The organism is Chitinophaga sp. SVR4-12A, assembly GCF_056754765.1.
The window spans coordinates 199,122-224,318 of record NZ_JBPGWP010000001.1 but is presented as its reverse complement, the minus strand read 5'-3'; the positions used below and the strand labels follow the sequence as shown (position 1 = coordinate 224,318).

The 25,197-nt window shown below is 51.8% G+C and carries 21 protein-coding genes; 11 read left to right on the top strand and 10 right to left on the bottom strand.

The genetic code is table 11. The annotated features are described in order from the left end of the window. Positions 1-83: 83 nt before the first annotated feature. The 3 genes from ureC to ureA are packed head-to-tail and all read right to left on the bottom strand — an operon-like array spanning position 84 to position 2,490. Positions 84-1,805, bottom strand: a complete 1,722-nt coding sequence (gene ureC, locus ACR9Y8_RS00920; RefSeq protein ID WP_481211339.1) for an urease subunit alpha — start codon at positions 1,803-1,805, stop codon at positions 84-86. Next, positions 1,802-2,176, bottom strand: a complete 375-nt coding sequence (gene ureB / locus ACR9Y8_RS00915) for an urease subunit beta (RefSeq protein WP_481211338.1) — start codon at positions 2,174-2,176, stop codon at positions 1,802-1,804. Before ureB ends, ureC begins: the two co-directional genes overlap by 4 nt. An 11-nt stretch (positions 2,177-2,187) precedes the next feature. Continuing rightward, a complete protein-coding gene (gene ureA, locus ACR9Y8_RS00910; protein WP_481211337.1) occupies positions 2,188-2,490 on the bottom strand; it encodes an urease subunit gamma in 303 nt (100 codons plus the stop codon). Positions 2,491-2,618: 128 nt separating this feature from the next. Between ureA and ACR9Y8_RS00905 the strand changes: the two genes are divergently transcribed. Both ACR9Y8_RS00905 and ACR9Y8_RS00900 read left to right on the top strand, forming a co-directional pair. Next, complete coding sequence (locus tag ACR9Y8_RS00905; protein WP_481211336.1) at positions 2,619-3,428, top strand: phosphatase PAP2 family protein; 810 nt, start codon at positions 2,619-2,621, stop codon at positions 3,426-3,428. A gap of 195 nt (positions 3,429-3,623) precedes the next feature. Beyond that, on the top strand, positions 3,624-4,025 hold the full coding sequence (locus ACR9Y8_RS00900) for a winged helix-turn-helix transcriptional regulator (RefSeq protein WP_481211335.1): 402 nt from the start codon (positions 3,624-3,626) through the stop codon (positions 4,023-4,025). Positions 4,026-4,117: 92 nt separating this feature from the next. Here the strand turns inward: ACR9Y8_RS00900 and ACR9Y8_RS00895 are convergent, their stop codons facing one another. The 6 genes from ACR9Y8_RS00895 to ACR9Y8_RS00870 all read right to left on the bottom strand — a co-directional run bounded on the left by ACR9Y8_RS00895 (position 4,118) and on the right by ACR9Y8_RS00870 (position 11,306). Next, complete coding sequence (locus ACR9Y8_RS00895) at positions 4,118-5,194, bottom strand: efflux RND transporter periplasmic adaptor subunit (RefSeq protein WP_481211334.1); 1,077 nt, start codon at positions 5,192-5,194, stop codon at positions 4,118-4,120. A gap of 11 nt (positions 5,195-5,205) precedes the next feature. Further along, entirely contained in the window at positions 5,206-8,406 is a 3,201-nt protein-coding gene (locus ACR9Y8_RS00890) for an efflux RND transporter permease subunit (RefSeq protein WP_481211333.1), read from the bottom strand. A gap of 3 nt (positions 8,407-8,409) precedes the next feature. Beyond that, on the bottom strand, positions 8,410-9,765 hold the full coding sequence (locus ACR9Y8_RS00885; RefSeq protein WP_481211332.1) for a TolC family protein: 1,356 nt from the start codon (positions 9,763-9,765) through the stop codon (positions 8,410-8,412). 163 nt (positions 9,766-9,928) lie between these two features. Next, positions 9,929-10,303 (bottom strand): hypothetical protein, encoded by a 375-nt coding sequence (locus ACR9Y8_RS00880; RefSeq protein WP_481211331.1) that lies wholly within the window; start codon positions 10,301-10,303, stop codon positions 9,929-9,931. Between the two features lie 81 nt (positions 10,304-10,384). Beyond that, positions 10,385-10,576: a hypothetical protein gene (locus ACR9Y8_RS00875; protein WP_481211330.1), complete on the bottom strand. Its 192-nt coding sequence runs from the start codon at positions 10,574-10,576 to the stop codon at positions 10,385-10,387. 46 nt (positions 10,577-10,622) lie between these two features. After that, positions 10,623-11,306 carry a VIT1/CCC1 transporter family protein gene (locus ACR9Y8_RS00870; RefSeq protein ID WP_481211329.1) on the bottom strand — a complete coding sequence of 228 codons (684 nt, stop codon included), beginning with the start codon at positions 11,304-11,306 and terminating at the stop codon, positions 10,623-10,625. A gap of 112 nt (positions 11,307-11,418) precedes the next feature. On the opposite strand from ACR9Y8_RS00870, the gene ACR9Y8_RS00865 reads away from it, so the two are divergent. Beyond that, positions 11,419-11,688: a hypothetical protein gene (locus tag ACR9Y8_RS00865; RefSeq protein WP_481211328.1), complete on the top strand. Its 270-nt coding sequence runs from the start codon at positions 11,419-11,421 to the stop codon at positions 11,686-11,688. Here the strand turns inward: ACR9Y8_RS00865 and ACR9Y8_RS00860 are convergent. Continuing rightward, positions 11,685-13,283: a hypothetical protein gene (locus ACR9Y8_RS00860; RefSeq protein WP_481211327.1), complete on the bottom strand. Its 1,599-nt coding sequence runs from the start codon at positions 13,281-13,283 to the stop codon at positions 11,685-11,687. The two genes, ACR9Y8_RS00865 and ACR9Y8_RS00860, sit on opposite strands and share 4 nt — an antisense overlap. 437 nt (positions 13,284-13,720) lie before the next feature. On the opposite strand from ACR9Y8_RS00860, the gene ACR9Y8_RS00855 reads away from it, so the two are divergent. From ACR9Y8_RS00855 to ACR9Y8_RS00820, 8 genes are all read left to right on the top strand, one after another. After that, positions 13,721-17,059, top strand: a complete 3,339-nt coding sequence (locus ACR9Y8_RS00855) for a SusC/RagA family TonB-linked outer membrane protein (protein WP_481211326.1) — start codon at positions 13,721-13,723, stop codon at positions 17,057-17,059. After that, positions 17,059-18,513 carry a RagB/SusD family nutrient uptake outer membrane protein gene (locus ACR9Y8_RS00850; RefSeq protein ID WP_481211325.1) on the top strand — a complete coding sequence of 485 codons (1,455 nt, stop codon included), beginning with the start codon at positions 17,059-17,061 and terminating at the stop codon, positions 18,511-18,513. The genes ACR9Y8_RS00855 and ACR9Y8_RS00850 overlap by 1 nt, the downstream gene beginning before the upstream one ends. 9 nt (positions 18,514-18,522) lie before the next feature. Continuing rightward, positions 18,523-19,425: a zinc-binding metallopeptidase gene (locus tag ACR9Y8_RS00845; protein ID WP_481211324.1), complete on the top strand. Its 903-nt coding sequence runs from the start codon at positions 18,523-18,525 to the stop codon at positions 19,423-19,425. A 122-nt stretch (positions 19,426-19,547) separates the two neighbouring features. Then, entirely contained in the window at positions 19,548-20,861 is a 1,314-nt protein-coding gene (locus tag ACR9Y8_RS00840) for a DUF4302 domain-containing protein (RefSeq protein WP_481211323.1), read from the top strand. Positions 20,862-21,006: 145 nt separating this feature from the next. After that, positions 21,007-21,639 carry a hypothetical protein gene (locus ACR9Y8_RS00835; protein ID WP_481211322.1) on the top strand — a complete coding sequence of 211 codons (633 nt, stop codon included), beginning with the start codon at positions 21,007-21,009 and terminating at the stop codon, positions 21,637-21,639. A gap of 66 nt (positions 21,640-21,705) precedes the next feature. Further along, complete coding sequence (locus tag ACR9Y8_RS00830) at positions 21,706-22,401, top strand: LytR/AlgR family response regulator transcription factor (RefSeq protein ID WP_481211321.1); 696 nt, start codon at positions 21,706-21,708, stop codon at positions 22,399-22,401. Positions 22,402-22,532: 131 nt separating this feature from the next. Then, entirely contained in the window at positions 22,533-22,736 is a 204-nt protein-coding gene (locus tag ACR9Y8_RS00825; protein ID WP_481211320.1) for a hypothetical protein, read from the top strand. 189 nt (positions 22,737-22,925) lie between these two features. Further along, positions 22,926-25,127, top strand: coding sequence for a hybrid sensor histidine kinase/response regulator (locus tag ACR9Y8_RS00820; RefSeq protein ID WP_481211319.1), 2,202 nt, complete (start codon positions 22,926-22,928; stop codon positions 25,125-25,127). Positions 25,128-25,197 lie beyond the last annotated feature (70 nt).

Sequence of the window (25,197 nt, the reverse complement as noted above, 5' to 3'; positions counted from 1 at the left end):
AGTTAGAAGTTAAAAGTTAAGAACTAGTAAACTTAATGAGCAAAACTGTTCTGAACCTCAAACTTCAAACCTCAAACTTCAAACTAAAAAAGGAAATACCGTTGGGCCAGCGCCAGCTCTTTCAGTGGTTCGCAGGTAACCGGCTGGCCGTCTACCTTTACCTCGTAGGTTTCGGGGTTGACGGTGATATCCGGCGTCTGGTCGTTATGGATCAGGTCTTTCTTCGAGATGTTGCGGCAACCAACCACCGGCAGCAGCTTTTTCTGCAGGCCGTATTCCTGGGCAATACCCTTCTGCAGCGAGATCTGCGAAACAAAAGTGACGCTGGTATGTGTAAGCGCTTTGCCATGCGCGCCGAACATATGCCGGTAGATCACCGGCTGCGGCGTAGGAATGGACGCATTGGGATCGCCCATTTTGCTGGCCACGATCATACCACCTTTGATGATCATCTCCGGTTTGGCGCCAAAGAGGGCCGGTTTCCACAATACCAGGTCGGCTATCTCGCCTGGCTCTATCGAGCCTACGTGCTGCGAAATGCCATGGGCAATGGCCGGGTTGATGGTATACTTGGCCACGTAACGTTTTACGCGGAAGTTGTCGTTGGCTGTTGCCTTGTCTTCCGGGAGCGCACCGCGTTGCTTCTTCATTTTATCAGCCGTTTGCCAGGTGCGGGTGATCACTTCTCCTACACGGCCCATGGCCTGTGAGTCAGAGCTCATAATACTGAACACGCCCATATCGTGCAGGATGTCTTCTGCTGCGATGGTTTCGGGGCGGATACGGGAATCGGCGAAGGCTACGTCTTCGGGTACACGCTTGTCCAGGTGATGGCATACCATCAGCATATCCAGGTGCTCGTCTATGGTATTTACGGTATATGGACGGGTAGGATTGGTAGATGCAGGCAGCACATTCGGGAACGAAGCAGCGCGGATGATATCCGGTGCGTGGCCGCCACCGGCGCCTTCTGTGTGGAAGGTATGGATCACGCGGCCGTTGATAGCGTTCATCGTATCTTCCAGGAAACCGGCTTCGTTAAGCGTATCCGTATGGATGGCGATCTGCACATCCAGTTTATCGGCAACCTGCAGGGATGCGTCTATTACGGCGGGCGTAGCGCCCCAGTCTTCGTGGATCTTCAGGCCCAGGGCCCCTGCTTCGATCTGCTCTTCCAGCGGAGCAGTAGTAGCGCAGTTACCTTTGCCGAAGAAGCCCAGGTTCATGGGATAACCTTCTGCCGCCTGCAGCATGCGTTCGATGTTCCATTTGCCCGGTGTTACGGTAGTAGCGCTGGTGCCGTCTGCCGGGCCGGTGCCGCCGCCGATCATAGTGGTGATGCCGCTGAAGAGCGCATGGTCTACCAGTTGCGGACAGATAAAATGAATATGCGTATCAATGCCGCCTGCGGTGGCAATGAGGTTACTGCCGTTGTGCACTTCTGTGGCGGCGCCGATAATCATCTCGGGATGAACGCCGTCCATAGTATCAGGATTGCCGGCCTGGCCGATGGCTACGATCCTGCCGTCCTTAATACCGATATCCGCTTTAACGATGCCCCAGTGATCGATGATGATCACATTGGTGATGAGGAAGTCCAGCACGCCTTCACTGCGCAGTGCAGTGGCCGATTGCGCCATGCCGTCGCGCACGCTTTTGCCGCCGCCGAATTTGCATTCGTCGCCATGCACGTTATAGTCTTTCTCTATTTCGATAACCAGGTCTGTATCTGCCAGCCGTACACGATCGCCCGTGGTGGGGCCGTACATGCTTACGTATTTATGTCTGTCTATACTGAGGCTCACGGTAACTGATTTTTAAATTGTTGCTGTTGCGCTTTTTCGAGGGCGGCCTGCTTTACCGCGGCGTCTGTGGTGATGCCCTGGGCCAGGTTATTGATGCCGATCACGCGTTTGGCGCCGCCTAGCTCTACCAGCTCCACCACTTTCACTTCGCCTGGCTCAAAGCGTACGGCATTGCCGGAGGGCACATTGAGGCGCATGCCGAAAGCGGCTGCACGATCAAAGGCCATTTGCCGGTTCACTTCAAAGAAATGGCAATGAGAGCCGATCTGTACCGGGCGGTCGCCGGTATTCACCACTTTGATGGAAATGGTACGGCGGCCTTTGTTGGCTTCCACCGGCTCGTTCTTCAGGAAATATTCTCCGGGTATCATACTGTACAATTTTAACGGATAGGATGATGAACAGTCACCAGTTTGGTGCCGTCGGGAAAGGTGGCCTCTATCTGAATTTCGTGTATCATTTCGGGAATGCCTTCCATGACGTCGCCGCGGGTGAGAATGGTAGCGCCAAAATGCATCAGCTCCGCCACACTACGGCCGTCGCGTGCAGCTTCCTGTAAACGGCTGCTGATAAGGGCAATGGCTTCCGGGTAGTTGAGCTTTAAGCCGCGGGCTTTTCTTTTTTCCGCCAGTTCACCGGCCACGTGAAGCAGTAGCTTTTCCGTTTCTCTTGCTGTCAGGTGCATATATGATCTTGTTGATTTTCGTGTTATGGATCAGAAAAATACGATAAAAAGTCGTTATTTGTTAGTGATCTGATGGGGACTTCAGATTGTCTCCAGAAAGACTATTAATATTTACTACCTACAACTGTATGACTTATTTCCGACTACTGTTGGTAACAGCCGGAGTATGCTGCTGTATCCTTGCCCAGGCGCAGCGTTTACCCGAAAGACTGGATACTTTGCCACCTACAACTGCACATTACATGCAACAGCCCGCAGAAAGGGCCGACATTCATCAACCCACACTCTGCGGACTCCTGGTTCCCGGCGCTATGTTAACTTACGGTTTCGTAGCGCTGGAGAATCACACATTAAAGGACTTTAATTACAGCACTAAATTAGAGCTGCGGGAAGATCATCCCAATTTTTCCACCTGTATTGACAATTACCTGCAATGGTCGCCAGCTGCTGCAGTATACCTGCTGAACCTGGCGGGTGCGCATGGGGAGCACAACTTCCGCGACCGCACCATTATCTATGGCATGTCTACACTGATCATGGCTTCTACCGTAAAGGTGCTGAAAAGGACCACGCACGAGCAGCGGCCTGACGGCAGCAATTACGAATCATTTCCCAGCGGACATACCGCCACCGCTTTTGCCGCCGCAGAATTCATGCGCATGGAATACCAGCACAGCCATCCCCTGCTGAGCGTGACGGGCTATATTGCGGCTGCCGCTACCGGTACGCTGCGGATGTATAACAACCGGCACTGGTTCAGCGATATTGCCGGAGGCGCCGGGCTGGGGATCCTCAGTACGCAGGCGGCGTATGCGCTGTACCCGGTGATGAAACGCTACCTCTTTCCTGCACGGGAGCATAGCACTGCTTTACTGATGCCATATTATGATCCTGAGCTGAAAACGGCCGGTTGCAAGCTGTTAGTGGCAAGTAAGTGAGGAAAATATCCCCACGGGTACTGAGAGCCGGCAGGTATAAGTTATGAGATCGAAGAACTTCGATGCAAGATGATCGTTTTACATCGTCAGCGAACAAAGACGCGTCGTTAGCAGGCTGCCGGGCGTCGTTAACAGGTTACCGGATCTGGTTAGCTGGTTTCGGGGTACGGCTGGAAGCTGTAAATTGCGGTCATTATGACCAAGGTAAAAGAAAGTTCCACCATCCAGGCCAATAAACAGGCGGCTTTCCAGGCATGCCCCATTACGTATGTGATGGAAAAGATAGGGGGATACTGGAAGCCCATTATCCTGTTCCAGCTGCTGTCCGGCAGTAAACGTTACAGTGACCTGCGGAAAGGCATCCCTGCCATTACGGAGAAAGTGCTCATCCAGCACCTGAAACAGCTGGAAGCAGATAAGCTGATCATCCGCAAAGCCAAACCAGTGGTGCCACCGCATGTAACATATCAGCTGAGCACAACCGGTATCCGTTTACGCCCTGTGCTGTATGCGATGGCTACCTGGGCGGCAGCGGACAGTAAGGAGTTTGGAAAAGTGTTTACAAGGAATTTGAAGGATTTCCCGGGAATGGACTGACCGGATTGATATCTGGTATATTAAGGTGTAAGTTAAAAAGAAACCGGTGAAAATGCTTTAACAACATCTTCACCGGCCATACGATAGTTATCTTAATTGATCTCTTCGCCGTCCTTTATTTCATCATTGGCATTTACGATCACCGGCTCGCCTTCTTTCAGATCGCCAAACACTTCTATCTTGTCATCGCTTGCATTGCCGGTGATCACATCTTCCCTCACTGCTTTACCATCCCGTACGGCAATGACGTATTTCCTTTCCGTAGAAGTTACCACGGCAGAACGAGGCACGGAAAAGGCATTGCGGCTGCCGCTCACATCCAGGATCACATCGGCGTACATACCGGGGGCCAGTGAGCCGTCATGATTCCATACGTCCATTTCCACTCTTTCCATGCGGTAGGACATGTTCACGTTCTGCGATTTTCTCGCGATCTGTGCAGACATCCGTTTACCGGGGAAAGCGCTTACATAAAAATCCATCTTTGTTTTACTATCCAGTGCGCCGGCGATATTTTCCGGTACATCTACCTGCAGGCGCAGGCGGTCTAGCTGTTTCAGCTCCAGCATGGGTTTTTGTTCCCTGCCGGCTGCGCTCACCAGCGCGCCGGGATGCACATTCCTTTCGGTGATCACGCCGTCAAAGGGCGCTGTTACTTTCAGGTAAGACAGCATGGTCTTTTGCATTTCCCAATTCGCCTTTTCTGCGTTACAGAGGGCGCTGTCTGCCGCCATTCTCGACTTTGCCGCGGCCAGGTCCATCGGGGATACGGCGCCGGCTGTACGGGAAGCTTCCAGGAGGCGGTAATAACTATCTTTCGTGATCATATAGCCAGCCTGTGCATGGGCTGCTTTTTCGCGCGCCTGTACGGCAGCCTGCTCCAGCTCAGGATCTTCGAGCGTCATCAGGAGCTGTCCTTTATGTACGGCAGCGCCGATGTCTACCAGCACCTGTTGTACGTAGCCGTTCACTTTTGGAAAGATGCTCACTTCCTGGTAGCCTGCCAGCTGCCCCGGCAAGCGGATAGCGGTGGAAACACCTGTGGCACTTACCGGGGCGGTATTAAAATGCATGACTGCTTTTACAGGCGCTTTCTTTTCAGCAGAAGTACCGGAGGAGCAGGCATATAAGCCGCCTGCCAGTATAATTGTTATGATATAATGCTTCATATTTGTTCAGGTTATTTAGTGTCAGGATCATCTTCAGGCAACAGGGAAACCGGCTGGTAAGAGCGCTTTTGCTGTACCCAACCATATACCAGCGGCACGATCAGCAGTGCGGCCAGTGTGGATGCCGCCAGGCCGCCTATTACTGCACGGCCTAGGGGTGCAGACTGATCGCCGGACTCGCCCAGGCCACTAGCCATGGGGATCATACCCGCGATCATGGCGAGGCTGGTCATCAGGATGGGCCGGAGGCGGATCCCCGCGCTTACGATCGCCGCTTTGAACGGATTGCGATAGGTATGCCGCAAGGCTTCGGCATTGGTCACGATGAGGATGGCGTTAGCTACTGATACGCCGGTAGACATGATAATGCCCATATAAGATTGGAGGTTCAGTGTAGCGCCGGTGGCCAGCAGCATTAACAGGGAGCCTAACAATACAGCAGGTACAGTGGCCAGCACGGTGAGCGAGAGGCCAAAGGACTGGTAATTGGCCGCCAGTAAAAGCAGGATCACTATCACTGCGGCCAGCAACCCGTTCTGCAGAGAGGAAAGTGTTTCCGTTAACAGTGAGGACATGCCTTCTACCGTTACTATCAGTCCGGCGGGTTGCGCGCCCATGTTGTCTATCACCTTTTGCACGGCAGCGGTAGCAGCGCCCAGATCCTTTTCATGGATGTTGGCGCTGATGGTGAGAAAACGGCGCGGCCCAGCACGGTCAAACTCCCCGGGAAGGGTATCTACCGTGATCGCAGCTACATCTGAAAGCACCGGCCGCATGGCGCCGCGTACCAGGGGAATGGCGCTCATCTGCTCCACGGAGTTCATCATATATTCCGGCACCTGTACCTGTGTCTGATAGGTATAGGCAGAACGTTCATCCAGCCAGAGGTTCTTGGCGGTATAACGGCTGGAAGAGGTAGCATCGGTAATGCTTTTAGAAACATTGTCGATGCTGAGGCCCATCTGCGCGAGCTTTAAACGATCTATGCTGATATTGATATTCGGGAAATGAAGCGGCTGCGTGATCTGCACATCGCGCAGGCATTTGAGCTGCTGCAGTTGCTCCGTGAGCTGCCGGGCGTAAACACTGATATCGTGATAATTCTTACCGGCTACTCTTACTTCTATAGGAGTGGAAGCACCTTGCGCCATGATCTTTTCGGTAAGCTCGATCGGCTCGAATGACAGCCTGGCTTCCGGATGCACCCGCCGGATGTTGGCGCGCAGCGATTCTTTCAGCTCATCCATCTTCACTTTATAGTCTTCATCAAGGTTCAGCTGAATTACGGCTTCATGCGTGCCGCTGGAAAAGATATATAAATTACTGGTGCCGAAATTACTGGGCACCAGGCCCACATAGGCAGAGCTGATGGCAACATGATCGTTCACGGTGGCATCTACTACATGCAAAATATCCTTTACTGCCCTTTCGGTCACTTCCAGGCGGGTACCATCGGGCTCGCGTATACGTAGTTGCAGCTGCCCGGTGTTGGATCTAGGCAGGAGATCTTTACCAATGATCATAAAGCAGATGGCCGCAGCCGCGAAAGCCAGCAGCAGGTAGCTGATGACGATCAGCTTTCGCTTCGGCATCCATTTCTCCAGCAGGTTCACCAGCGTTCCCTTGAGGCGCTGAAAGAAATCACGTTTTTCCGGGTGATGCTGTTCTTCCTTAGTATGTGCATTCACTTCGTTAATCTCACCCTTGTTCAGCGCCAGACCTGCATGGGCATGGTTGTACATCTCTGCTTTTAATAACCAGTTGGAGATCACGGGCACCAGCGTTTGCGCAGCGATAAAAGACACGATCATCGCAAAGGCGATAGACAAAGAGAGCGGCAGGAACATGGCCTTGGGCACGCCACTCATAATAAACGAAGGCGCAAACACGGCCAGGATACAGAGCAATATCAGCAAGAGCGGGAAGGATATTTCAGAACAGGCATCCAGGATCGCCTGCCGTTTGTTTTTTCCCATTTCCAGGTGCTGGTGAATGTTCTCTATGGTAACGGTGGCCTGGTCTACCAGGATACCGATGGCCAGGGCCAGGCCGCTGAGCGTCATGATGTTCACGGTTTGCCCGGCCAGGAAGAGAAAGAATACGGCGCTGAGCACCGCCACGGGAATGGTGACGACCACTACCAGGCTGCTGCGCCAGTCGCGCAGGAAAAGCAGGACCATCAGTCCGGTGAGCACAGCGCCCATAATACCTTCCGTCATCAGGCTTTTGGCGGCGTTCATTACGAATACAGATTGATCAAACTCATAGCTGATGTCTACATCATCGGGCAGCAGACCTTTCATTTCGGGCAGCTTCTTTTTCAGCTGCTGCACCACTTCCCAGGTGGAGGCGTCTGCTGTTTTCACCACGGGGATGTATACGGAGCGTTTGCCGTTCACCAGCGCATAGTCTACGGTGATGTCTGCTGCATCGGCCACGTGTGCTACGTCGCGTACAAATACTGAAGTGGCGCCGGTAGTGGAAACAGGAATATCGCCGAAGCTGGCTACCTTATCTTCCAGGGAGTTAATGGCCGTTACGTACATGGTGTTGCCCACGCGCAGGTTGCCGGAAGGTGTAATGGTATTGTTGTGTACAATCGCGTTTACTACTTCATCCGGCGAGAGATTGTACATGCGCAGTTTCTGCGGGTCTACATTGATCACCACCGTACGGGCATTAGAGCCGAAGGGCGGTGAAGCCGACAGACCGGGAACGGTGGCAAACAGGGGCCGGATGCGCGTGAGCACCAGGTCAAACATCTCTTTCAGCGAGTGTGTTTTACTACTGAATACCAGCTCGCCTACAGGTAGTGAAGAGGCGTCGAAACGCACCACCTGCGGAGGCAAAGCGCCCGGCGGAAAGAACGACATGCTACGGTTCACCTGCAGGGCCACCTGGGCGGAGGCTTCGGCCATGTCGGTATTTTCATAGAAAGTCAGTTTGATGAGGGACAGTCCTTGTATATTCCTGCTTTCGATATTCTTAATGCCGTTCACATACAGGAACTGGTCCTGCATGCGGGTGGCAAAAAAACCTTCCATCTGTTTGGGCGACATGCCGCCGTATTGTTCAATGACATAGATTGTTGGCAGGTTGAGCTTCGGAAAAATATCGATGGGAATATTACGAACGGCCGCCACTGAGAATAAGAGAAGGCCCAGGAACAACACCAATACGGTGATGGGCCGCTTTAAAGCTGCTCGTACCATTGTTTAGTTTTTGACAGATTGAATAAAGGGATCCAGGTTGCCGGTAGCGGCGGCCTTGTCGAGGTTGGCCTGCAGCCAGTCGTTCAGCGCTTCCACATAATCCGTTTGCGTACGGTAGAGTACAAACGAAGCATTGGTGAGGTCTACCAGGTTGATGATACCGGCCTTGTACTGGGCCAGTTTCTGGTCGTAAGCATTGGCTGCGGCGTTCAGCTGCGCTGGTAATTCCTGCAGGTTTTGCAGCGCAGTGCTGATGGCTGTTTCCGCCTGCTGTAAGGCAGTGTGTAAGGCCTGCTGCTGTTGTTCCAGCCCGTAGTCGCTGGCCTGGATCTTATATTGATTGACGGCTAGTTTGTCCCTGCGGTGCACCCCATCAAACAGGTTATATACAACCGATACGCCCAGGGCGTAATTGAAGCGCTGGTAGCCGAGTCCGTACGAGAGGGCCTTATAATTATCATCATTTGTATAATCAACGCTGGTACCGCGGCCCCAAAAGCCGCCTGCCAGCAGTATTTTGGGCAGGTAGCTTTTCCTGATGAGGTTATTGGCGGACTGGTATACTTCTTTCTGTTTGCGATAGTAATCGATCAGCGGGTTGGCGGCTGTACTGTCTGCAGACACGGGCTCAAGGGCGTACCTTTTCACCGTTGTATCTATCATGATGCTGTCGGTAATGCCGGTGAGAAAAGACAGTTGTTGCTGCAGCTGCCTGATCTCTCCTGTGAGCTGATTATAGCTGATACGGGATTTTGCCAGTTCAGCCTGCGCGAGAGAGGAGTCTACTCCGGGCTTGATCCCGCTGCGGGCAAGGGCCAGTATCACGTTGTTAATGGATGCATAGCGATGGATGTTCTGCTCATCCACGCCCAGCTGGTACAGTCCTTTCAGGATGGAAAAATAGAGCTTGCCTACCCGCAGCTTCAGCAGATACTGGTCTTTGGCCAGATCGGAGGCGGCAAGCTGCTGGCCTGTCAAAGCATCCTGTACCCTTGCTTTTCTGAGACCGAAATTAATGAGCTCATATTCGCCATAGAGCATGGCGATATTGCCGGTGGCCGGCTGGTAGATATTATCGGAACGGATAGCGCCTGCCGTTGAAATAGCGCCCAGCGGGAGGTAGGTACCGGGCGCGCCGTTGGCAGAGGCCATCGTCACCTGGTCAGATAATTTCAATGTAGGTAGAGCAGCGTGCCGCGCATCGGTAACATTCGCCTGTGCGCTGTTCACCAGGGCCTGCTTCTGCAGGATGGCGGGCAAATGGCGCCCTGCGGAATCGGCCAGCTCAGACAGCGTATAGCCCTGCCTGTGCTGCGCAAACAGTGGCGGCTGTATTGCCAGGAGCAAAGAAATGCACATAGCAATGCCCACTGCTTTTTTACAACAAAAAGCCATGAGAAATTCTTAATGTTTGAAAGTTTAAGTGTTCAAAGGTTTGAGGTTTGAAGTTTGAGGTTTGAGATTGGTTAAAGGTTCGGTGTTCAGGGCAAGTAGCGCTGTCCTGAACTTCAAACGTCAAACCTTAAACTTCAAACTGTTCCGGGGGGCCTCGCCAGTCGCGGAGGTTAATAGCGACATTGCGGAATGTTTGCGTATACCTGCGATAACAGGTATGGATATATATAAAAGAGGGGCGTATATGGCAGGAGTAAACAGACACCCCTTCCACATTACCATCGTTCAATCCTATGGGCCGGCGTTTGAACAGCTCCCGCCAGGGTTTCACCTGTTGAAAGCCGTCAGTGCTCAGGTGCGCGTTAAACGATGCGGTGGATAATGTAAGGGAAGGGAAGTGCCCGGCGCGGGTGTATAGCAGGCTGTTGCCAGTCGTCCCCTGCTGCAAAGGCAGCAGAAAGTGACAGGTAAGGAACAGTAAAAGTAATGTCAGCCGTTTCAATGTGCCGGTTTAAATGCCGCTAAGATATTGTGTAAAGGACTAAGTAGGGAACGATACCGGCCTTTTTAAGGGCATTTTAAGCTAGGCTTTCCTGCGCCTTGCATCTGCCTTATCTTTCTCATCATATTCGTTTTCATCATAGCCCTCGAGCGCACTATTTTTGTCGTCGTTGAACTCTTTCTTTGGCGACTTTTTATCTACAGGGGCGGCGGCATTCTTACGTTTCACCTGTTTGATGCTGCGTTTCTGCTGCGTTGTTTTCCTGGTAGTCATGACAAAAGTTTTTGTTACCAAAAACATGCAGCAAAAACATTGCCTGTTATGCCAGCAGCCTGGCTATCAGGTAGGCTGCCGCTGCTGCCAGGGCGCCGATCAGCGTTACTTTGGCGGCTCCCGCGAGTAAGGGCTGCCCGGTGGCTTTGCTTTTCAGATAGCCAAACACAAAAAGGCAGATCAGCGTAACAACCGCGGAGATCTTAAACCCGTCTGTTGGGCGCCCGGTGAAAAAATAGGGCGACAAGGGGATCAGTCCCCCCACAATGTAGGACACGCCTATTGTCAGGGCGCTTTTACGGGCCCTTGCGGGGTCGGGCGCCTGCAAGCCCAGTTCGTACTGCATCATGAATGCCACCCATTTATCTTTATCGGCGGCCAGCTCATCGGCAATCTGGTGTTGTGTTCTTTCGCTGATGCCGTAGGCGGCAAAAATTTTGCGGATCTCTTTCTTCTCTTCCTCCGGCATATGATCTACTTCATAATACTCGCGTTTCAATTCCGCATAATAGTGGTCCCACTCGGTTTTACCTGCGAGGTAACCGCCTAAGCCCATGGCGATCGAACCGGCAATGATCTCAGCGATGCCTGCTGTGATAACAATATTATTGCTGCTTACAGCGCCGCTGATGCCGGCGGCCAGGGCAAAGGGCACCGTGAGGCCATCGGCCATACCGATGACGATATCCCGAATAAAATCAGAGCTTTCCAGATGTTGTTCCTGGTGCATAAAAAGGTTTGAACAATTTCAAACTGAAATTAATATTATTTATGTAACTTAGGTTGGATGATGAAATGATGACACTGTGTCGCCCTATTTTAACCACTAAGCATCCGGAAAAATGTTCCTCCTCCAAGACCCGATCGTTAACGCCATCGCAATTTACCTGATCTGCAAGCTGGTGATCGTGTCAGTGATACTGACCTACTATTCTTTTTTAACCAAAAAGAACAAACGCCCTAAAGGAAAACCGGCCCCGGATCCCAGGCGAACAGCGGCGCCCCGGCTGGTGCTCACCTTAAAAGATCCTCATAGCAGCGTAAATGCAGCCGGCAAGGAGGTCAGGAGCGCCCTGCAGCATACCATCGAAGAAACTTTCTCCAGCAATTAAAAACTGATCCAGGCGATCTGTGCTTTTTTATCTGCGCCGGTACGCGTGATCAGGATGGTAGCATAACGGTTGTCGGCGCTGCGGTCAGACGCACCCAGCATACAATAATAGGCTTTGTCGGTTTGCGGCGTGCCGAAGAGGAAAAGCCGCTCCCCTTTCCCCTTTTCATAGTGATAGCATACGGTATTCGCTTCTGCCAGGTAGCGCAGGGGCTTTCTATTCTCAAAGGTACCACCCCTGTCAAGATGCTGGATATAATCATTAAACAACGTATAGTCGCCATGGGTGGTATGCAGCAGATCGAACGACAGGTAAGGTGTGGTATTCAGCGCCGGCACGCGGTTACGGAACACCCAGGTGCCCCTGTTCTTGCGTTGCAGGTACAAGGGCCCGAAAGCGCCGTTGGCTATCTGCATTTTAGGGATCACATACCCGGTATCTGCATCGCCCTGCGTGCTGATGTTGCAGACGCGGATATCGTTCAGGTTGGTATGCATCATATTATAGATGTTCTTGCCCTGGGTAAACTGCTGCATCTGTTCAAACTGCAGGAGCGCGCTGCCATCGGCCGCCATTGTCATCAGCTGTGGTTGTGCATTGTTGGCGCTTAGCTCCGGGGCCAGTGGATGTTGCAGCTGCAGGCTGCAGGTAACTGGATCCAGGTAGTTCATGAAGAGGCGGCGCTCATCCGGCTTAGACCTTGGCTCCGGCGCAGCGGCCAGGAAGAGCTGCAGGCGATTGGCGGCCTTTGACCATTGCAGATCGGCATAAGCCCCGCCAAAATTGGCGGTATAGTTTAGCAGTTGGTGGGTAAACGCCTGTTGACCAGCCGGGAGGGCGGACACCAGCACTAGCGACTGCGGCGCGTCTCCGGCGCGTTTGGTATTAAAAGCTACCGTGCACAAGTATACGCTGTTAGCGCCGTTCACCGTCATATCCAGGAAATTGAAATAAGTATAGGCGTTATCCGGTAGGCTATAATATGCCTGGTTCAGCAGTTCGTGCCTCGGTGAAAAGTGCATGACCTGTACCCTTTCGGCAGCATTCTCCTTGCGCGATAGTTCGCCACCGGCAAAGAAGGCCACGGCGTAATAACCACTGCCGGCGTCTTTAGCCACGTAACAGTCGTGTGAGGCCAGGTTTTCCAGGGCAGCCGCATCGCGGTGCAGCACCGTGGGCAGCTCGCCCAGCTTATCTTCCTGTACCCAGTGACCGGTAGAGCCGTCGATGACTATACGAAAGAGCGTGGGCTTATATTTAATAAGCTGTTGCAGGAAGATGACCACCTGCCCATTGATCTCATATACCCCGTCAATTTCCGTGTCGTTCATATCCCGGGTATCCCATTGTTTACCACTGATCTTATCTGATACTACCAGCTGCTTTTTCTCATTGTACAGGGCTACGCTGATCCCATCATTCTTATCAAGATGAAGGTAGCAGGTGTTGCCATTGGGCAACAATACCAGCTTATCCCAGCCATCGGCAGCCGGTTCGGGGAAGGCTTCGCTCAGGGTAACCTGAGGTGTTTGGGCGCCCGAAATGAGGGGGCCGCACAAAAAACAGATCATTAGCCTGTAAACGTAACGCATCATAAGCTCCAGATAGATAATAAATATCAAATATATAATAATTTATTATTTATCATATCATTAGCCCCGACCGATCACACAAAAATTCATAGTGAAACCTGCCAAATAATTGTTAACTTCAGTAGAGAATGAATAAAGCGAACGTGCAGTTGGAGTTATCAGCACACCAGCAAATCAACTAATCTGTGAAGGGGCCTCAAATATGCATCTATACCGGGATAAATTGCCTACAACGTTGAGCACAGGAAGCAAGCATAATCAGCATTTCCGGATGTATTTCATTAGCCGTTTAAGAGCATAGCCACTCCCCCCAAATGTGATGTAAGCGACTTATTGTCGGCGCTTATCGTCGACCACTATACGAACCAAAATCGAGATCGTTTATGATTTTATCGGACTGCTATTGTCACATCTACGGATTGATGAAAAGGTTCCGGCTTATGATCCTGGCGTTGAGCATACCGTCACTAGTGCTTTCTTATGCCCCAGCCCGCTCTATGGCCCCGAACTTTTTCCAGGACACAGTACCCCTTACCAGGGCTAATGGTAAAGTAACAGACGCCGCCGACGGCAGCACGCTTCCCGGCGTGACGGTAGAGAACCTGGTTACACGCCGGGGCACCTTAACCAACGCCAACGGGGATTTCTCACTGGAGGCCCGCAGGGGCGACAGTCTCCGCTTCTCTTTTATCGGCAAAGCTTCACAGGTACAGGTATTTCGCGGGCAACGTATAAGCGTGGCGTTAGGCGCCCTGGAAGGCGTGCTCTCAGAAGTGATCATTACGGGTTACCAGAATGTAGAGAAAAGGAAGTTTGCCGGGGCAGCCGTTGCCCTTAAGGCGGATGATATCAAGCTAAACGGCGTGGCCGATGTGAGCCGCATGCTGGAAGGGCGGGCCGCCGGTGTATCGGTGCAGAACGTGTCTGGCACCTTTGGTGCAGCGCCGAAGGTACGCGTGCGCGGCGCCACCTCAATTAACGGGGATAATAAGCCCCTCTGGGTGGTAGACGGTGTGGTACTGGAAGACATCATCAACATCTCCAACGAACAGTTGTCCAGCGGCGACCCTACTACCCTGCTCGGCTCCGCAGTAGCTGGCCTGAACGCCAACGATATTGAGAGCTTCGACATCCTTAAAGACGCTGCTGCCGCTGCCCTGTACGGCGCCCGGGCCATGAACGGCGTAGTAGTGATCACCACCAAAAAAGGAAAGGCGGGTAAACCGCAGGTGACCTACACCGGTAATTACAGCACCCAGCTAAAGCCCAATTACCGCGAATACAATATCATGAACTCGGGCGAGCAGATGTCTGTACTGGCAGAAGTGGAGCGTAAAGGCGGCCTGAATCCCGATATCCTTGACCGTGCCAACAACGGCGTTTACGGAAAGATGTACGAGCAGATGAGTGCCGACGCCAATGGTAATTTCCCTTTGCCCAATACGCCCGAAGCAAAAGCCGCTTTCCTGCGCCGCTATGCCCTGGCCAATACGGACTGGTTTGGGCTGCTGTTCAAAAATAACTTTGTACAGGAGCATTCACTCGCTATCTCATTTGGTACAGACAGGTCGCAATCTTATTTTTCTACCAGCTATTACGGGGATAACGGCTGGACAGTGGCCGACCGCGTACATCGCTATACGCTGAATTTCCGTAACAACTATAAGTTCTCAGACCGGCTCAGCGCCGGCTTCTCTACACTGGCCTCCGTACGGCAGCAGAAAGCGCCGGGCACATTATCCCGCAATCCTAACCCGGTGACCGGGCAATACGACCGTGATTTTGATATCAACCCGTTTAACTACGCTATTAACAGCAGCCGTACGCTGACCGCCTATGATGAGAAGGGACAGCTGGAATTCTTCCTGCGCAATTTTGCGCCTTTCAATATCCTGCATGAGCTGGATAATAATTATATCGATATCAACGTGGTGGACCTCCGCCTGCAGGGCGATCTTTCTTTCCAGCTCACCAAAGCGCTGCGTTATGAATTCGTAGGGGCCTTACGTTATGTACGCTCCACCCGGGAGCACCAGATCAAAGAGAGCTCCAACATGGCCGAAGCCTATCGCGCAGCCGGCAACTCCACCGTGCGGCAGAACAACCGCTTCCTGTACCGGGACCCGGATGATCCTGAAGCAGAGCCGGTGGTAGTGCTGCCCTACGGCGGTTTCTATAACCGCACGGAAGACCAGCTGCTCAGCTATGATGTGCGCAATTCCCTCGTGTTCAGCCAGACCTTTAATGAAGTACATGCCCTGAACCTGCTGGGCGGCATGCAGGTAAAATCTGCCGACCGTCAGAACTTTTCCAACACCGGCTATGGTTACCAGTATGCAAACGGCGGCGTACCATTGTATGATTACCGCATCCTTAAAGAGACCATTGAGACCAATTTCCCTTACTATGGTATGAGCAAGGATTACGACCGTTTTGTGGCCTTCTACGGATCCGGTACCTATTCCTATAAGTCTAAATACAACCTGACGGCTACCGGCCGTTATGACGGCTCCAATCGCCTGGGCCGTTCTACAAGGGCCAGGTGGCTGCCTACCTGGAGCGTGGGCGCATCGTGGAATGCAGACCGGGAGAGCTTCCTGCAAAATGTGCACTGGCTTAACCTGCTGACCGTACGCGCCAGCTATGGTCTCACCGCCAGTATGGGCCCGGCTACCAATTCTACCATCGTGCTGAAGAACATCAACACCAGCCGGCCGTATCTCACGGAAGTAGAATCCGTGATCCAGCTGGTGAACCTGGAAAATATAGATCTCACCTGGGAAAAGCTTTACACCGCCAATGCGGGCTTTGACGCCAGCCTGTTTGACAACCGTATGAACATGAGCGTGGATGTGTACAGCCGCCGCAGCTTTGACCTGATCAGCCTTATCAAAACATCCGGCATCGGTGGAGAAATGTTAAAGGCCGCCAACTATGCTGATATGGATTCCTGGGGAACAGATGTGCTGATCGGCGGACGGATCATCCGCCGCAAGAACTGGGGATGGAGCACCAATTTCACCTTCGGGTACAACAAGAACAAGATCACCAATGCGCGCAACATGCCGGACATCTTTTCGCTGGTAGTAGCGGAAGGCGGAAATAAACAGGGCTATCCCGTACGCAGCCTGTTCTCGCTGCGGTTCCAGGGACTGGACCCGCGGGAAGGCACGCCGCAGTTTACCGATCAGACAGGCAAGACCAGTAAAGATGTATACCTGCAGGACCTGAGCACCGATTACCTGGTGTATGAAGGCCCGGTAGATCCCATATTCACCGGTGGCTGGTCCAACACCTTCAACTACAAAGCCTTTTCGCTAAATATCTTCCTGACCTACCAGGCAGGCAACAAAATCCGTCTTTACCCTGCCTTTAAGACAGAATATTCAGACCTGGACGCCACTCCCAAAGAGTTCCTGGATCGCTGGGTACTGCCCGGCGACGAGCGCACTACCAGGGTGCCTTCCATACTGGGCGCTTTTGAACAGACCAGGTTGAATGGCGCGAGCCCGTATAACAACTACAACTATTCGACAGAACGGGTGGCCAAGGGCGATTTTATCCGGCTGAAGACTATTTCACTGACCTGGCAATTGCCCCAGGCCCTTACGCAACGGCTACGGCTCAGTAATATCAATGTGACCGGCGCTGCCATCAATCCCTGGCTGATCTACTCCGACAAGAAACTGAAAGGACAGGATCCTGAGTTCTACAACTCAGGCGGCGTAGCACAGCCGGTACAGAAACAATTTACACTCTCACTAAAAGTAGGTATCTGATGATAAAGCAAGGATTGATATACTTATCACTTAGCGCCCTGCTGGGGATCAGCGCTTGTAAGAAATTCCTTGACCAGCCACCTGATAACCGGGCGGAGCTGAACACACCGGAACAGGTGTCGCAACTCCTGGGCACAGCCTATCCGCAGGCTAATTATATGTCGTTCTTTGAGTCTATTTCTGATAATGTAGGCGATAAAGGCGCGGGCACACTGGAACGTACCAACCGGGACCCTTTTTATTTCGAGGATGTGAAGGATCAATACCAGGATTCTCCCGAATACTATTGGCAGGCCTGCTATGCCGCCATTGCAGCCGCCAACCAGGCGCTGGAAGTATGCAACAAGGCCACGCCAAAGTCCGCCTACAGCTCACAGCGTGGTGAAGCCCTGGTAGCGCGGGCCTACGCGCATTTTATGCTGGTGAATGTTTTTTCCAAAGTATACAACCCTGCCAGTGCTGGTACAGATCCCGGCATTCCCTATGTGACTGTGCCAGAAAATGTGGTGGAAAAACAGTATGAAAGAAAGACGGTAGCCTATGTATACGACATGATAGAAAAAGATCTTACAGAGGGACTGCCGCTGCTAGACGACAAGCGCTACACCATCCCCCGCTATCACTTTACCAGGGCTGCCGCACATGCCTTTGCGGCCCGCTATTATCTCTTTAAACAGGACTATGCGAAGGTAGTGGAGCATGCTAACCAGGTATTCGCCTCCGGCAATGTAGTATCCGTACTGCGGCCCTGGAATACCACGTACCTGAGCATTACCTACCTGGAGCTGTTTGCACGCTATGCCAAAACCACGGAACCCGCCAACCTGCTGCTGGTGGAAACGGCATCCTGGTGGGGCCGTAACTATTTCCGGCTGCGCTACGGCTTAACGGCCAGCATACGCAACCAAATCTTCAGCAATAATGTTACCGGCGGCAGATGGGCTTTTGAGTTCCAGACCTTCACCGTGGGCACGGATAATTACCTGATCCCGAAAGTGAATGAATATGCCGTACGCAATTCTATCAATTCAGATATAGGCGTAGGATATGTGGTAGTGCCGCTGCTGACCACAGAAGAAGTGCTCTTTAACCGTATAGAGGCCAATGCTTTCCTCGGCAACTCCGCCGCTGCCATTGCAGATCTGAACACTTATGCCAGCACCCGTATCATGAATTACGATGCCAGTCAGCATACCATTACCGCCAACCGGCTCATGAGCTTTTACGGCACCAGTGATCTGCGTACGGCCATCCTCACCACGCTGTTCTCCTTCAAAAGAGCGGAATATGTGCAGGAAGGAATGCGCTGGCTGGACCTGATCCGCTATAAGGTGCCGGTGTTACATATTACCGCCGAAGGCAATGTGCTGGACCTGGCTGCCGATGATCCGAGAAGAGTATTCCAGCTACCGGAAAGCGCGCAGCAGGCAGGATTAAAACTGAACCCAAGATAACAACGCACTATGAACACACTGAAAATATCGATACTCTTTTGCTTGCTGATCCTGCTGGGCGCCTGCAGCAAAGACGAGCCGGGAAATGTAGATAATATTCCCGGCCTTGGCGGCGACACCTGGGAACCGGGCCCGATCGATGTCTGGATCCGCGACAGCCTTACCACACCGTTTAATATTACCGCCAAATACAAATGGGACCAGGGAGAGCTGGAATTTAACCGCACGCTTGTTCCTCCCAAAGAAGAAAAGATCATTCCCGTTTTGAGCGCTATCAAAAAGGTATGGATCGATAACTATGTGGCCGTGGCCGGAGACCTTTTCATGAAACGCTACAGCCCTAAATTTTTTGTGCTGGTGGGCAGCGCCAGCTACAACCCCGATGGCACTATTACGCTGGGCACCGCAGAAGGCGGGCGCAGGATCCTGTTATACGTGCTGAATGATTTCCGGATCAAGAGCATGAGTGATTATGTGCCCCAGGATTCGCTGAATGTAAAGGAGATGTTCCACACCATCGAACATGAGTTTGGGCATATCCTGCATCAGACGGTGCTCTATACGCCAGATTTCAAGCGGATCTCTGTTGGGATGTATACTTCTAACTGGAACAACGTAACAGATGGAGAAGCACGTGCAGACGGTTTTGTAACAGCATACGCTATGTCGGCCCCTGACGAGGACTTTGTAGAGATGATCTCCATGATGCTGACAGAAGGCAAAGGCGGTTTTGACGCGATCGTGAACAGCATCACGGGCACCAGTCCCAATGGTACTACCGCGGCAGTGGCACAAAGCAGGTTGCGGCAGAAAGAGACCATTGTTGTCAATTATTTCAAGGATACCTGGAATATTGATTTCTATAACCTGCAGGCCCGTACGAGGGCATCGATTGTACAACTGATCAAATGATCAGGTTTGAAGTTTGAAGTTTAACGTTAAGAACCTGTAAGCTTGCCTGCACTTTCTGAAACCTGCAACATCTAACCGACCTCAAACTTCAAACCTCAAACATCAAACTAAAGAATTTTGAAATGAGGAACGCACTTATATATTTTCTATTCGCCCTGCTTATTTTTTCAGGATGCAGCAAGGATGATGATCCCGTCTTTGACAAAACGCCCGACGAAAGGATCAATGAAGCGCTGAGCAAGGCCGACGCCGCACTAAAAGGATCTGCATACGGCTGGAATGCGAAAATAGTGACGGGCACCGGCAGCACCTTCCAGTTTCATTTCAGGTTCAATGAAGGCAACCGGGTAAGCATGTACGCAGATATTGATACCACTACGGCAGGCACTGCGCGCGAAAGCAGCTACCGGCTGAAAGCTTTGCAGCAGCCTGCACTTATTTTCGATACCTATTCTTACCTGCACATACTGTCTGACCCCGATGCTGCCGTGAATGGCGGTGAATACGGGGAAGGATTAAAGGGGGATTTTGAATACTCCATTGATACGGTTGCTACCGACAGCATTCTACTGACCGGCCGCTTTAATAACACCAAACTAACGCTGCACAAAGCCACACAAGCCGATGCAGGCGCCTGGCAAAACGGGGAATGGCGTAATGCACTGGCTTTCCAGTACATGAGCCGCATCCTGGAATATTTTAAGCGCCTGCCCGTGAACGGCACTACCTATGAGATCCATTTTAACCAAACCAGCCGCACGATTACTTTTTTATGGACAGACAGCGGCGGCGCCATACACAGCTATACCAGCGCCTATTACTATAACAGCAAAGGTCTTGTGCTGGTAACGCCGCTTAATAACGGCAACGCCAGTATTAACACGATCAGCAGTAAAGGCTGGGATGCCGTCAACGGCGTGATGCGTGTAAGCGTGAACGATGCGCTGCCTTCCACCGTAAGCGGGGCTGCCAAACCGGTAAAGCCGGACCTGGACGGGCCCGGGCGCTGGTGGCAAACCATGTACCAGCAGGACAGCTATTGGGTATCACTGCAGGGCTTCCATGTAAACGGCGTGGACGATGCTTTCCATGTAAGCAATATCCCGGGCTTTGCCTTCCTGCTGTTCTGGCCGGCTTTCGGCTCACAAGCCGGGGTGACCTACGACCTGCAGGGCTATGTATCGCAGGGACAGGGCGGGCTTTCGCTGGACTTCGGTTCTGCCTGGATGCCACCGCAGTTCACTGCAGACGGGCGGATTATTTTCCGGATCTATGGCACACTGGGCGATGTTCCGGCCCCGGCCACTACTGCATTTAACAACACCAATGCCGTGATGGCGGAGGCCAGGGGTTTTTACCTGGTGCAGACAGGCAACAGCCGATATGATATGGTGAGCGCTAAAGATGCCCGGTCGTGGATCACCTGGGAACGATAAACAGGTTAATTAATAATGAACAATTAAGAATTAATAATGCGCGAAACAAGTATCCCACACGGATCACAAGCCTTAGGATTAATCAGTATTCACTATTAATTATTAGTTATAAATACATTCTATCATCATTCAAATTGAAAACTATATGAAACGACTTCTCAACAGCTCTATGCTCTTCCGAAATGGCGCAGGTTACTTGTACCTCTTAGTAGTGGCAGCTGCCCTGCTCATCGCCTCCTGCGGTAAAGACGGCGCCCAGGGCCCGGCAGGCGATCCGGGACCAGCCGGCCCTGCAGGTCCGGGAGGTCCGGCAGGACCAGCAGGCCCTAAAGGAGATACCGGCGTTGCCAACGTGATCTACTCAGACTGGCTGGATGTGGCCTACCTCGACACCTTCAGTGTAAACCCCAACAATAACACCGATACTACCTTTATCTCTTTTGGCGGTATCGATGCACCCAAGCTTACCAATGAGATCCTGAACACCGGCGATGTAAAGGTATATATCAACCTGAACAACGCTGATGACCCTAATATTGTACCCCTGCCCTATTTCTCAGTTTATAACGGCATCAATATCAATGTAGACTTTTCCTTGGGCTCCATATTCCTGACCTCCAACATTAATGCAGGTACCTATACCGATAATACGGACGGGATGAAATACCAGCAATACCGGTACATCCTGATACCCGGTGGTGTAGCGGCCCGAACGAAACAGACGGTGAACTGGAATAACTATAAAGAAGTGAAAGCATTTTTGAAGCTGAAGGATTAAGTTGCTAGTCCATAGTCGATGGACCATGGACCATCGGCTATGGACTTTTTTCTTACCTTAGCGCCCATGAACTGCCTGATAGTAGACGACAACAAGCTGGCCCGGACGGCCATGAAACAACTGACCAGTCATGTGAACGGCCTGCAGGTAGTAGCCGAATGCAGCAGCGCCATTGAAGCCTACAACATCCTGCAGAAAGAAAAAATAGACCTCCTGTTGCTGGACATTGAAATGCCCGGCATGAGCGGTATTGAACTGACCAGGAACCTGGGCAAAAAACGACCGCTGATCATCTTCACCACGGTTAAAAAAGATTATGCAGTAGAAGCTTTTGAGCTGAATGTAGCCGACTACCTCATTAAACCGGTAAGCCCTGCCCGTTTTATACAGGCCGTGGAGAAAGTAAAGGAAATACAGGACAGCAACGGACGTGAACTGCAGGTAGGCGATAACGAATTTGTTTTTATCCGCGATAACGGCGTACTGAAACGTATCAGGATGGATGAGATCCTCTTCCTGGAAGCCATGGGCGATTATGTAAAACTGCACACGGCACAAAAGTTCCATGCCATACATACCACACTGAAAGCAGTAGAAGAAAAACTGCCCGCCAGCCGCTTCATGCGCGTGCACCGCTCGTATATTGTTGCACTGGACAAAATAGAAGCCATAGAAGACGGCACCATTGCCATGCAGCACAATGCCATCCCCGTTGCAGACGCCTACAGGGGGCAGCTGAACAACCGGTTGAACCTGCTCTGACCCTTCACCTATACTTTTACCTTTTCCAACGACAGCTACCGCCTTTTGGGCCATTTATGCCGGAACCGCCTTCCTGCCCACCCTACCTTTGGGTTGTTAATCATTTGATCACTAATCAAAAAATTAAAACAATGAAAAAGTTAGGAATACTGATGGCCGCAGCAATGTTATTCGTAGGCGCCAGCGCATTTGCCAACAGCACACCCGCCAAATCAGTAAAACAGGAAACTAAGAAAGAAGCCAGCGCAACGCAGAAGAAAAGCACGCATAAGGCCCACGGTAAACATCACGCTGCAAAATCAAAAGGCAAATCAACAGCAGCTCCTAAAGCATAACGCTCGTTGAGGTAAGCACCATAAGTTTAATGTATTAATACGTTAAACGGAAACCATCTGGTCCGATGTTAGTGTCGGACCGGATTTTATTTTTCCTGGTGCGGTGGCAGGGTACAGCCGGGCATACTGATCATCCTGCTAAAGTTGTAAATTAGAATCGCTTTTCAGCAAGGGCGTTATTTATTTGTCATGCAGTCAAAACGGATCAAATACTACTTACTGGGCCTTTTCCTGACGGGTATGATCCTGTTCATCGTACTGCAGTTCAACTCCTCCAAACATATTCGCATTCTTATCTCGGGCAATGAGCAGCTGCTGCAGGAGCTGAATGTCAAGAACGAGCTGCAGAAGCTGCAGACCAACATGGCCCGCACAGACAGTAAGGTAAGGGGTACGGTCATCTCACAGGATACGCTGCATATCACGGGCATAGAGGCGGAAATTGCCATCATCCGCTCGGATATGAACACCATCAACAAGATGATGCTGGACGACAGTACAGAGAAGCTGCTGACCCAGCTCAGCTACCTGGTGGATGAAAAGAACAATTTCAACGTGCAGGTGCTGGACACCTTTTACGGACAGGGTAAGCATGCGGCAGAAAGGATGATCAATAACCAGAAAGGAAAACGGCTGACAGAAGCGATCAATATCATCCTCCATGCGCTGGACAGCACCCGGCAAACAGCGGTGAACCATGCGGTGCACGTAATAGACACCAGCGGACAAAAAGCCCAGAACTGGGGCACCATCCTGGTATGCTGCGCCTGCCTGGCCAGCCTGCTGGGATTCCTGTACATCATCAGCCGTATCCACCAGCAGGAACAGCTGATCGAGGCCCTGGATGAATCACAGCAGAAAGAACGTAAGCTCTCTGCCATTAAAGAGCAGTTCCTGGCCAATATGAGCCATGAGATACGCACCCCGATGAATGCCGTGCTGGGATTCACCCGCCTGCTGCAGGGGCAGCCGCTTACTGAAAAATCAAAAGAATATGTAGGGGCCATCCAGAGCGCAGGGGAAAACCTGCTGGATATCATCAACGATATACTGGATATTTCCAAGATCGAGTCAGGCATGATGCGCCTGGAACCTGTATCCTTCAGCCTCCGCGGCACGCTGCATTCCCTGCAGACCATGTTCCTGCCCAAAGCCGCGGAAAAACACCTGAGCCTGTCTGTACTGATAGAAGACAATATTCCGGATATTCTCTACGGCGATGTGCTGCGCCTTACCCAGGTGCTGGTTAACCTTACCAACAACGCCATCAAATTCACCAATACCGGCACTGTAAGCATTCGCGTTAACCAGCTGCCCGCAACGGAGAATGCCGTGCAATTGCAGTTCACCGTAAAGGACACCGGCATCGGCATTGCCCCTGATAAGCTGCCGTATATCTTTGACCGCTTTAACCAGGCAGAGGCCAATACCACCCGCAAATACGGCGGCACGGGCCTCGGACTGGCCATTGTAAAACAGCTGGTAGAAATGCAGCACGGCACTATTACGGTAGAAAGCCAGGCGGGTAAAGGCAGTACGTTCAAGGTAATACTGCCTTATGTGCCCGGTGAAATGATACCGGAGACCAGCATAGACAACTATAATGGCTACAATGGCTATGCACCGCACGAAGATGCCCACCTGCTGGTAGCAGAAGATAACCGCATGAACCAGGACCTGCTGCGTCATTTGCTGAAGAACTGGCACCTGCGGTTCCAGGTGGTGAACAATGGCCGCGAGGTATTATCGGCCCTGGAGAAGCAGCATTTTGACCTGGTGCTGATGGATATACAGATGCCTGAAATGGATGGCTATACGGCCGCGCAGAAGATACGGCAGGACCTGCATTCAAATATTCCTATTGTGGCCATGACGGCGCACGCCATGGCCGGAGAGCGGGAGAAATGCCTGAGCTACGGCATGAATGAATATGTGGCTAAGCCCATACGGGAAGAAGAACTGTACCGCATTATACAGGTGTTCACGGGCAAAACCGGCCTGCCGGAGTGGCTGGCGGCACATACGTCTGCACGGGAAGAAGCCGCTCCCCAGCAGCTGATCCGCCTGCAATACCTGCATGAGCTTTCCAAGGGGGATAAAGATTTTGAACGTACCATGCTGCAGCAATTTGTTGCCCAGCTGCCGGAAGATTTAAGCCGGCTGAAAGACGCTATTCATACCGAAGATATAGCTGCTATACGCAGCACTGCCCATAATATAAAGACCACTATTTCCTTTATTGGCCTGGAAGATCCCTTGTATACTTACCTGGACCCTATGGAACAGCTGCAGGCAGATCATTACGACCCGGTGCGTACGGCACGGCAGTTTGAGACGCTGAAGCAGATATCGATGCAGGCGTTGAAAGAAGCGATAGACTTAATAGTTTGAGGTTTGAAGTTTGAGGTTTGAGGTTTGTTAAAGGTTACAAGTTCACTGCCAATAGTCAGGCCACTAAATC